Origin of the sequence: Corallococcus sp. AS-1-12 (assembly GCF_020036995.1) — a bacterium.
Lineage (GTDB): Bacteria > Myxococcota > Myxococcia > Myxococcales > Myxococcaceae > Corallococcus.
Map to the genome: position 1 here is coordinate 22,049 of NZ_JAIQDD010000042.1, position 9,059 is coordinate 31,107.

Consider the following 9,059-nt stretch of genomic DNA (forward strand, 5'->3'; position numbering starts at 1 on the left):
CAGCCGCCTGCCGCCGCGAAGAGCGTGTTGTTGCTCGTCATGTGGACGTAGGCGGCCTTCGGATCCAACTGGAGCTCGGCCTGGAGGGATCCGCGTGAAGCGCTTGTCCTTGTCCACCGTGTTCGCGGCGATGCGCGGCGTGCCTTGGTAGCGCGCCTCGTCCACCGCCTTCTCGCTCCAGCCTCCCGTCACCACGTAGTCCGCCGAGCCGCCGGGGGGCAGGAAGTTCATGGGCACCTGCGCGAACTGCTGCGACGCGCCGCCCTGAGCTCGTGCCCCTGGACAACAACGCCACCGAGAGGCCCTGCGCGGGCCGGTGGTGGGCCGAAGGAATCACTACGGCAGCCGCAGCCGCCGGGGCACCGAGGTGGCCGCCATCCGCTATAGCCTGCTGGAGTCGGCGAAGCGCTGCGGCGTCGAGCCCAAGGCCTACCTGCGCGCGGCCGTGAAGGCGGACGGCGAAGTCTCCCTCTGGGCCGAGGCTCGCGCCACGTCGCGCTGAGACGACGCACCCAGCACTGATTCGCAGAACCTCTTCGTCAACCTCGCTCTCGACGGGCTCGGGCGAGGACTTACGGAGATGCCGTGGTCTGGTATTGCCTGACCTTGCGCCACCGATACGCTCCTGAGCAACGAGCGCCAGCGCCAGGAAGGCTCCGCATGCCGCCACGATGGTCGATTCCTCTACTGATCGTGATGCTGGCCGGATGCAGCGGCACCACGAAGTCCGTGCGCCTGCACACGGGCCACGGCGACCCCATCGTCCTCGCCCCACGCACCGGCGATGCCGCGCCGGTGGAGTTGGACGAAGACGACTTCGTTGAAGCCGTAGCAGCACTCGCCCAGCGCGTGCGGACGTCCACACGTCCCCAGGAAACAGCCCGGCGGTTGTTCGAGGTGGAGCCGCGCAGCGGTTCGTACCTGTACGAGCCGCGCAGCCACCGTGTCATCCCGCTGGGACCGGGCGAACACCTGGAGGGCGAACGCCCCTCAACAGAGGTGGAGTTGACGCGCGCATACCTGCGCTGGTGCGGGCGCACGAACCAGCCCGGCGATTGCTTGAGCCTCCTGGTGGAGAGCGCCACTGTCACCGGGGATGGCCGCTACGCCCTGGCCATGGCCCTGGCCCAAGGCGTCGTACGGAACGAGATGATGGACGCCTTCAAGGACATGGCCAACCCCCAGGCCATGATGGCGGCGGTCCTCTGGACATGGACCACGTACTGCATCTTGCTCGCGGTGCCCGAGCCTTTCTCGAAAGGCGTGGCAGCCGTGATGACCGCCTCCCTCATTGCCTACGTAGGGATCGATACCTTCTGGAGCCTCATCGTGGGCTTCAAGCGGTTGGTGGAGGAGGCGGAGCGGGCCACCACGTTTGACGAACTCCGCGAAGCGGGCGAGCGCTACGGCAAGGTCATGGGCCGCAACGCGGCGCGCGCGTTCGCCATGTTGGCGACGGCCGCCCTTGGGAACACGGCGGCGGGGCTGGGGTCGAAGGTGCCAATGCTCCCCGGCGCCGCGCAGGCGGCGGTGCAGGCCGAAGCGCAGATGGGCATCAGGCTCGCGGCGGTCGCGGACGTGGGAACGGTGGCCGTGAGCGCCGAGACCGTCACCATCGCCCTCGCGCCCGGTGCGGTGGCCATGGCGGCCAAAGCCACGGGCGGCAATGCCTCCGCCAAGGCGCGTCCCTCGGGCTACCGGGCCCGGGCCCCGTTCAGTGGATTCAAGAAGGCCATGGGCCCGGCGGGCAAGAACAAGGAGTGGCACCACATCGTCGAGCAGACCCCGGGCAACGTGAAGCGCTTCGGTCCCCAGGCCCTCCACAACACCGAGAACCTCATCCCACTGGACAAGAGCCTACACAACGATGTCAGCGCGTTCTTTTCATCGATTCGACGCGATATCACCGGCTCGCCATTGACCGTACGGCAATGGTTGAGCACGCAGTCCTACGAGGCCCAACGTGACTTCGGGCTTCTGGCCATTGAGAACGTCGGAAAGGGGCTCTGGTGATGAAGTTGCAGGACCTTGTCGAGCAGTTCGCCGAGAACGTGGTCGCGCAGAACGAGGCCATCTTCCGGGGAGACGCCAAGACTGGAAACAAGCACGCCAGGAAGTACGGCGCCGCCGTCGATAAGCTCCTGGCCCACGGCAATGCCGGACGTGACGCGCTCTGCGTACTGCTCAAGCATGAGCGCATGGACGTGCGCGTGATGGCTGCCGCGCATTTGCTCCGCTATCGGACGGCCGAAGCCAAAGCGGTCCTGGAGGAAGCTGCCAAGGGGCAGGGCTTGGTCCCGTTCGGAGCGCAGCAGGCATTGAAACGCTGGGAAGAAGGAACCTGGGCGCTCGATCCGGAGTAGCCTTGCTCGCAGCCGCTGGCCCTGGCGAGTTCGATTCCCGTGCCCTACCGCCACACTCCACTGCCCAGTTCAGGCATGGCGAGCACGAGCCCCACTGGCAGGAACCGCTCCCCCAGGACCGCCGCGTAGCGTACCAGCATCGCGGGGTTCCTCACCGCGAGCGACAGACACTCCCCCCAGCGTCCGGCGTGCAAGGGCTCACGGAAGCTCGCATCCCCCAGTTCGTCCCGCTTGCGCCGCCGGTAGCCTTCCAGCGCTTCGACAATCTCCGCGTGCGTCTTCGCATCCACTTCACGGATGAGCGCGTCTGTCATTTCAAGGATTCGCGAAAGACAGTACACGGGGCTGGCGATGAGCGAGTCCCTTCGAGCCCTGTAGAAATACATGGCCTCGTGTGACACCACCATCCTGCCGGAGGCCAGCAGGCAGCGGAGCAGCATCTCGAAGTCCTCACCCGCCCGGGACGCGGGGTTGTAACGCACGCCACTTGTCACCAGGAACTCACGCCGGAAGAGAGGCTTCAGGATGCCATAGTCATCCATCACCATCTTCAGCGCCGAGACCTCGAACGGACCGTCCATCCGTCCCAACCGCGCGGCGTGTACCGTGAACAACGTGGACTCCGGCTCATGCGTGCCCTCCGGGACCAGGAGCAGGTCATCACAGACGATGTCGGCGCGGCGCTCCTCCGCCAATGCCAACAGCCGCTCCAGCCGGTCCTCCTTCCACCAGTCATCCGCGTCGAGGATGGCGATCCACTCCCCCCTCGCCTGCTCGATGGCCACGTTCCGGCTCCAGGAAGGCCCCTGGTTGCGCGCGTTCTCGAAGACCCGCACCCGGGCGTCGCCATGGCCCCTGGCCACCGCCACCGTGCCGTCCGTCGAGCCGTCGTCCACCACGACGACCTCCACGTCCTCCACCGTCTGCCCCAACGCCGAGTCCAGGGCGGCCCCCAGATAGCGCTCCACATTGAAGGCAGGAATGACCACGGAGACTCGGGGCCTCATTGGATCCATATTCCTCATCTTGCGGGGCTTCCTATTCTGCCTGTCTGATAACGTTCCAGGCCATGGCGAAAATCGTCTTTCTTCCGCTTCCGGAGGCGGGACACATCCACGCAACGTTCGGCCTGGCCAGGCAGCTTGCGTCGCGCGGGCATGAGATTGGTTACATGGCGCCCCCGGACGGCGAGGCCTACCTGCGCCGCCAGCCGTGGCCCTTCACGCCCATCCTCGAGGACGTGCTTCCCCGGGGATATCAGGCGGAGCTGCACTCGCGGCTGGCCGACCCGGACCTCACCTCCTCCGCCCACCGCGAGCTGACGCGGGAGTTCATCCGCAGACGCGGTGAGCGCAACCGGGAGATCCTCTTCGGCTCCGCCTTCGAGTCACGGTTGCGTGACAGCGGGGCCGACCTGCTGCTCGTGGATGCCACGTTCACGCTTCCGGCGCTCGCGGCCCACAAGGTGGGCATCCCCGCGTTCCAGCTCTGCACCAACCTCGCGCTCCATCGCGACGCGGCCGTGCCTCCGCTGACGTCCCACCACATTCCCACGGGCAGCCTGCGCTCGCGGATCCGCATCCGCGCCGCCTGGGAGTGGCTCTACCTGCACACGTTCATGCCCGGCGGGGAACGGATGCGCGCCCCGGTGCGCGAGTTCTACCGCCGCCACCCCGACGCAAGCCCCGGGGACTTCCACGCCCACCTGCAGATTGGCCCGCATCTGAAGGTGCCGACCCTGGTGACGTGCACCCCCGGGTTCGACTTCCCCCGGGCGTCCGGCGGCATCCACTACCTGGGGCCCTGCGTCGACCGCGAGCGCACCGAAGCGCCCCTCCCTCCGGAGATCGCCTCCGGGACGGAGCCCCTCATCCTGTGTTCGCTGGGCAGCCATGGCGACCGCGTCCGCGCGCACCGCCCCTTCTTCCAGGCCGTCATCGACACCGTCGCGCGCCGGCCCCAATGGCGGCTGCTCATGGCGGTGGGCGGACAGGTGGGCTCGGAGGGCTTCGGCCCCCTGCCCCCCAACGTCACCGTGGTGGAGCGGGTGCCCCAGCTCTCCGCCCTGAAACGCGCCTCGGTGATGATCACCCATGGCGGCCTCAACAGCGTCAAGGAATGCATCTGCCTGGGCGTCCCGATGATTGTCCATCCGCTCGTGTTCGATCAGCCGGGCAACGCCGCCCGCGTCGTGCATCACGGACTGGGACTGCGTGGCGACATCCGCCAGGCCTCGGTGCAGTCCCTGAGCGCCCAGCTCGATGCGGTGCTGGGCGACGACGCCTACCGCTCCCGCGTCCAGGCCCTCCAGCGGGACTTCCTGGCCGCCGACGACTCCGGGCTCGGAGCCCGGACCATCGAGCAGCTCCTTCAGCCCTTCGAATCCCGCGCCACCCCGCAGCCCAAGCGAGCCATCCCATGACCCGTCGCGCGACCCTGCTCATGGAGGCGGCGCCGTACGCGAACGCCTCGGGCTACATCAACGCCCTGCTCGCGGAGGAGCTGGCCCGGTTGGGCTACACTCCCGAGGCGCACTTCGGGCAACACCCCGTCGCGGGCGACATCGTCACGCCCCTGGCCACCGCGGACAGGCTCCGGCGCATGCGGGCGGCCGCGAAGGCCGACCTCGCCGTCTACTGCGACCGCGCGCTCGCCATGCGGCTGCCGACCCGCGAACAGGCTCGCAAGACGCTGGTGCTGTTCCACGGGCTGATGGGCGCGCCGTCCACGTGGCTCGAATCCCCGGTCATCGACGGACACTGGGTGCTCTCTCCTTATATGGAGCGCGCGCTGACGTCCCTGCTCGCGCTGCCGGACTGGCGCCGGCGCCAGTGCCTGCACCCCCGGGCGTTCCAGACCGTGTCCCTCCTCACGCCTCCCCTGCCCTGTGTCGATGAAGCCCGGGGCCACCCCGAGCTGAAGGGCGCGGAGCTTCCGCCGCATCTTCGCGAGGCCTTGGAGTCCGGGGACGTCATCGGCCATGCCGTCCAACCCGGCAAGCCGGACTGGGGCGCCGTCACCGCCATCCTGCTCAACCTCAATGCGCTGGCGCAGGAACATGGCCAGCGGCGCCGCTTCCGGCTCGTCATCGAGGCGGAGGACTTCGCGCTCGTGCGCCACGCGTTCGCCCGGGGCGACGGGAGCGCCGAGGCCGCGCGGATGGGCCTGGACGCGCTCGGGCTCACCCTGGAGGACGTGCTCGTCCCGGTGGAGAAGCTCAGCCAGCCGGCCCTGTTCCAGGTGTTCCGCGCTGCCCGCTTCGGCCTGGCCTACAACGGCTTCCCGGAGCCCTTCGGCTTCTACGTGCTCGAATCCGTGTTCAACGGCTGCCCCGTCTACACCAATGGCAGCGGGAACAACCGGTTCGCCCTGCCCCCGGACCACGGCATCCACGTCCACGAGACGCCGGGCATGGCCTGGGGGGATGTGGGCGCGTACGCGGAGGTGGCCTCGCGCATCTTCGCGGACCTGGATGCCCCCGAAAGGCAGGCCGCGGCCTGCCTCCGCGGCCGCGAGCACATCCAGCGGACCTTCACCCGCGCCGCCTTCGCCCGCTCCGTGGAGACGTGCCTCCTGCGGCTGGAGGGCCCCGCCGCCGACCCCATTCCCTTCGAGGCCCTGGAGGTCGCGCCCGGACCGCTCGTGCGCTGCTTGGACGAGGAGGGACAGGTCGTCTCCGACTTCGAGCCCACCGCCCTGGAGCCCGACGCGCTCCAGCTCATGCGGGAGCTGACGGGGTGCCGCGCCGGGGAGGCCGCGGCCAGGCTGCCGCCAGAGAAGACAGACATGTTTCAGGAACTCTTCTCACGCGGGGTGCTGACCCTGCGGGCCCCCGGCTTGTGACATTTCAGGCTACAACCCTTCTCAAACACCGAGAATCGCAGCCGACTTGTTTCTCAGGTTTGACCAAAAATCCTTGACCCGAAACAGTTCACTGGCGGTAAATCCCCCGGAGGAATGGCGACCTTCGTACTCTCACCGCTGGATGACCATGGGCATGTCAATCCGACGTTCGGGATTGCCAGGACCCTGCGGTCGAGGGGGCACCGGGTCGTCTATTGCGGCATTCCGGACCTGGAGACGCTGGTCGAGCCCGAAGGCTTCGAGTTCCTTCCCGTCCTGGAGGAGCTCTGTCCCAAGGGGTTCCAGGCGGAGATGCTGGCCCGCGCCAGCGAGCTGCGTGGACTGAAGCTGCTGCGCTTCCTGCGGGAGGTTCAGCGCCACGAAGATCGCTACCACGCGGCCGTGCTGGCGGGCGCCTTCGACAAGCCATTCGCCCTGCTGCGCCCGGACCTGCTGCTGTGTGACGTGCTGCTGCCGGAGCCGCCGCTGGCCGCGTACGGGGCCGGCGTGCCGTGCCTGCTCCTGAATACGACGCTGCCGCTGCGGCAGGAGGCGGGACAGCCCCCGCTGACGTCGCCGCTGGTGCCTGACGAAGGAGCCGTCTCCCGCGTCCGCCTGCGGCTCGCGTGGTGGCGCGCGACGTACCGCCACCGGCTGGGGCGCTGGTTCCGCTCCCGTTCGGTCACCCACCTGCTGCGGCTGGCCCGGCACCATGGCTTTCCCCGCGAGCGGCTGGACTTCGACGGCATCACGATCAAGCCATGGGGGCCGGAGCTGGTGCTCTGCCCGCGCGAGTTCGCGGAGCTGACGCCCGCGCGGGGAAAGCTGCGCGGCGAGTACCTCTACGCGGGCCCTTCCGTGGACCTGGAGCGACAGGAGCCGGACTTCCCCTGGGAGCGGCTGCGCGACGGCCGGCCGCTCGTGCTCGCGTACCTGGGGACCCTGCCCTACGTGACGGACCTGGACGCGCGCCTCTTCCGCGCCGTGCGCGACGCGGCGGCCCGCAGGCCCGACTGGCAGTTCGTGCTGGGCGTGGGCCGCAAGCTGGATCCGGCCGCCTTCGACGCCAGCGCTCCCAACGTCATCGCCGTGCGGCGCGCGCCCGTCGTGTCGCTCTTGCGGCGGGCCACCGCGATGATCACCCACGGCGGCTTCAACAGCGTGAAGGAGTGCATCAGCCTGGAAGTGCCGATGGTGGTCCTCCCCATCCAGTACGACCAGCCCGGCATCTCCGCCCGCGTGGTGCGCCATGGCCTGGGCGTGCGCGCTTCTCCCGCGAGCGTCACCGCGGAGACCCTGCTGTCCCTCCTGGACGAGGTCGTCACCGTCCCCCGCTACCGCGAGAACCTCCGCCGGTTCCGTGCCCGCTTCGAAGCGGCCGAGCGGGAGCGGCCCGCGGCCGACGTCATCGAGGACTTCCTTCACCCATCACGTCCGGCCGCGCTGTCCGCCGGAGCGCCTTCCCCTTCTTCCGTCCCCACCGCCCGAGCCCTGCCATGAGCCCCCAGCCCGCCGCCTCCACCGACGCCGCCACGACGGTGTTCGAACAGCGTGAGTCCAACGTCCGCCTGTACTGCCATTCCTTCCCGGCGGTCTTCACCCGCGCCAAGGGCTCCACCCTCTTCGACACGCAGGGCAAGCGCTACCTGGACTTCTTCGCGGGCGCGGGCGCGCTCAACTACGGCCACAACCCGGAGCCCATCAAGCGCAAGGTGATGGAATACCTGGAGTCCGACGGCATCGTGCACGCGCTGGATGCGTACACGGCGGCCAAGCGCGACTTCCTGACGCACTTCGAGAAGACGGTGCTCGCCCCGCGCGCACTGGAGCACAAGGTCCAGTTCTGCGGCCCCACGGGCACCAACGCGGTGGAGGCCGCGCTCAAGCTGGCGCGCAAGGTGACGAAGCGCACCGGCCTCTTCGCCTTCACCGGCGCGTACCACGGCATGACGCTGGGCAGCAGCGCGGTGACGTCCAGCCGGGGCGTGCGCGCGGCCGCGGGCGTTCCGCTGGGCCACACCACCTTCATCCCCTACCCGGAGGGGCCCAAGGGCGCCTTCGACTCGCTGGCATTCATGGAGCGGATGCTGGAGGACAACTGCTCGGGCGTGGACGTGCCCGCCGCCGTCATCGTCGAGAGCGCGCAGATGGACGGTGGCATCTACGTGGCCAGCGCCGAGTGGCTGCGCGGCCTGCGCAAGCTGACGGAGAAGCACGGCATCCTGCTCATCGTCGACGACATCCAGGCGGGCTGCGGCCGCTCCGGGCAGTTCTTCTCCTTCGAGCGCGCGGGCATCGTCCCGGACCTGGTGACGCTGTCCAAGTCCATTGGCGGCTACGGCTTCCCCATGTCCCTGTTGCTCATGAAGCCCGCGCTGGATCAGTGGCGGCCGGGCGAGCACACGGGCACCTTCCGCGGCAACCAGGTGGCCTTCGTCGCGGCCACCGCGGCGCTCGACTACTGGGCGCAGGAGGACTTCACGCACGGCCTGACGGCGAAGTCCCAGTTGCTGGGAGAGCTCACGCGCCAGGCGGCCCCGGGGCTGGAGGTGCGCGGACTCGGCATGGCGTACGGCATCGACCTGAACGGCCACGGCGGCCATGAGCGCGGCCAGCGCGTCCAGCAGCGCTGCTTCCAGCGCGGGCTCATCCTGGAGCTGTGTGGCCGCGACGACACGGTCATCAAGCTGCTGCCGCCCCTCACCACCTCCGTGGACGAGCTGCGCGAAGGCACCGCCATCCTGGCGGGGGCCCTCTCGGAAGCCTGAGGCCGCTCTTCTTCGCGCGGTCCCACCCGCGAAGCGCATGGCCAGGGGGCCTTCCTCCCGTGGGAGGCCCCGAGGCTGGCGCCAT

The 9,059-nt window shown here is 69.1% G+C and carries 8 protein-coding genes and 1 pseudogene; 7 read left to right on the plus strand and 2 right to left on the minus strand.

Annotated features, from left to right (window positions below):
* Positions 1-17: 17 nt before the first annotated feature.
* A pseudogene (locus tag K8556_RS36550) lies at positions 18-264 on the minus strand (3-phosphoserine/phosphohydroxythreonine transaminase); the annotation flags it as partial.
* A 52-nt stretch (positions 265-316) separates the two neighbouring features.
* Between K8556_RS36550 and K8556_RS36555 the strand changes: the two are divergent.
* The 3 genes from K8556_RS36555 to K8556_RS36565 all read left to right on the plus strand — a co-directional run bounded on the left by K8556_RS36555 (position 317) and on the right by K8556_RS36565 (position 2,363).
* Positions 317-502 (plus strand): hypothetical protein, encoded by a 186-nt coding sequence (locus tag K8556_RS36555; RefSeq protein ID WP_223744756.1) that lies wholly within the window; start codon positions 317-319, stop codon positions 500-502.
* Positions 503-660: 158 nt separating this feature from the next.
* On the plus strand, positions 661-2,013 hold the full coding sequence (locus tag K8556_RS36560; protein ID WP_223744757.1) for a hypothetical protein: 1,353 nt from the start codon (positions 661-663) through the stop codon (positions 2,011-2,013).
* A complete protein-coding gene (locus tag K8556_RS36565; protein ID WP_206884523.1) occupies positions 2,013-2,363 on the plus strand; it encodes a DUF2019 domain-containing protein in 351 nt (116 codons plus the stop codon). The genes K8556_RS36560 and K8556_RS36565 overlap by 1 nt, the downstream gene beginning before the upstream one ends.
* A gap of 44 nt (positions 2,364-2,407) precedes the next feature.
* On the opposite strand, the gene K8556_RS36570 is transcribed toward K8556_RS36565, so the two are convergent.
* Positions 2,408-3,370 carry a glycosyltransferase family 2 protein gene (locus K8556_RS36570; protein WP_223744758.1) on the minus strand — a complete coding sequence of 321 codons (963 nt, stop codon included), beginning with the start codon at positions 3,368-3,370 and terminating at the stop codon, positions 2,408-2,410.
* 164 nt (positions 3,371-3,534) lie between these two features.
* Here K8556_RS36570 and K8556_RS36575 point away from each other — a divergent pair, with 164 nt between their 5' ends.
* The 4 genes from K8556_RS36575 to ectB all read left to right on the plus strand — a co-directional run bounded on the left by K8556_RS36575 (position 3,535) and on the right by ectB (position 8,974).
* Positions 3,535-4,785 (plus strand): glycosyltransferase, encoded by a 1,251-nt coding sequence (locus tag K8556_RS36575; protein WP_223744759.1) that lies wholly within the window; start codon positions 3,535-3,537, stop codon positions 4,783-4,785.
* Positions 4,782-6,206, plus strand: a complete 1,425-nt coding sequence (locus K8556_RS36580; RefSeq protein WP_223744760.1) for a glycosyltransferase — start codon at positions 4,782-4,784, stop codon at positions 6,204-6,206. Before K8556_RS36575 ends, K8556_RS36580 begins: the two co-directional genes overlap by 4 nt.
* Before the next feature lie 114 nt (positions 6,207-6,320).
* A complete protein-coding gene (locus K8556_RS36585) occupies positions 6,321-7,706 on the plus strand; it encodes a nucleotide disphospho-sugar-binding domain-containing protein (RefSeq protein WP_223744761.1) in 1,386 nt (461 codons plus the stop codon).
* The gene (ectB, locus tag K8556_RS36590) at positions 7,703-8,974 is read left to right on the plus strand and encodes a diaminobutyrate--2-oxoglutarate transaminase (protein WP_223744762.1); all 1,272 of its coding nucleotides are present in this window, start codon (positions 7,703-7,705) and stop codon (positions 8,972-8,974) included. The genes K8556_RS36585 and ectB overlap by 4 nt, the downstream gene beginning before the upstream one ends.
* Positions 8,975-9,059 lie beyond the last annotated feature (85 nt).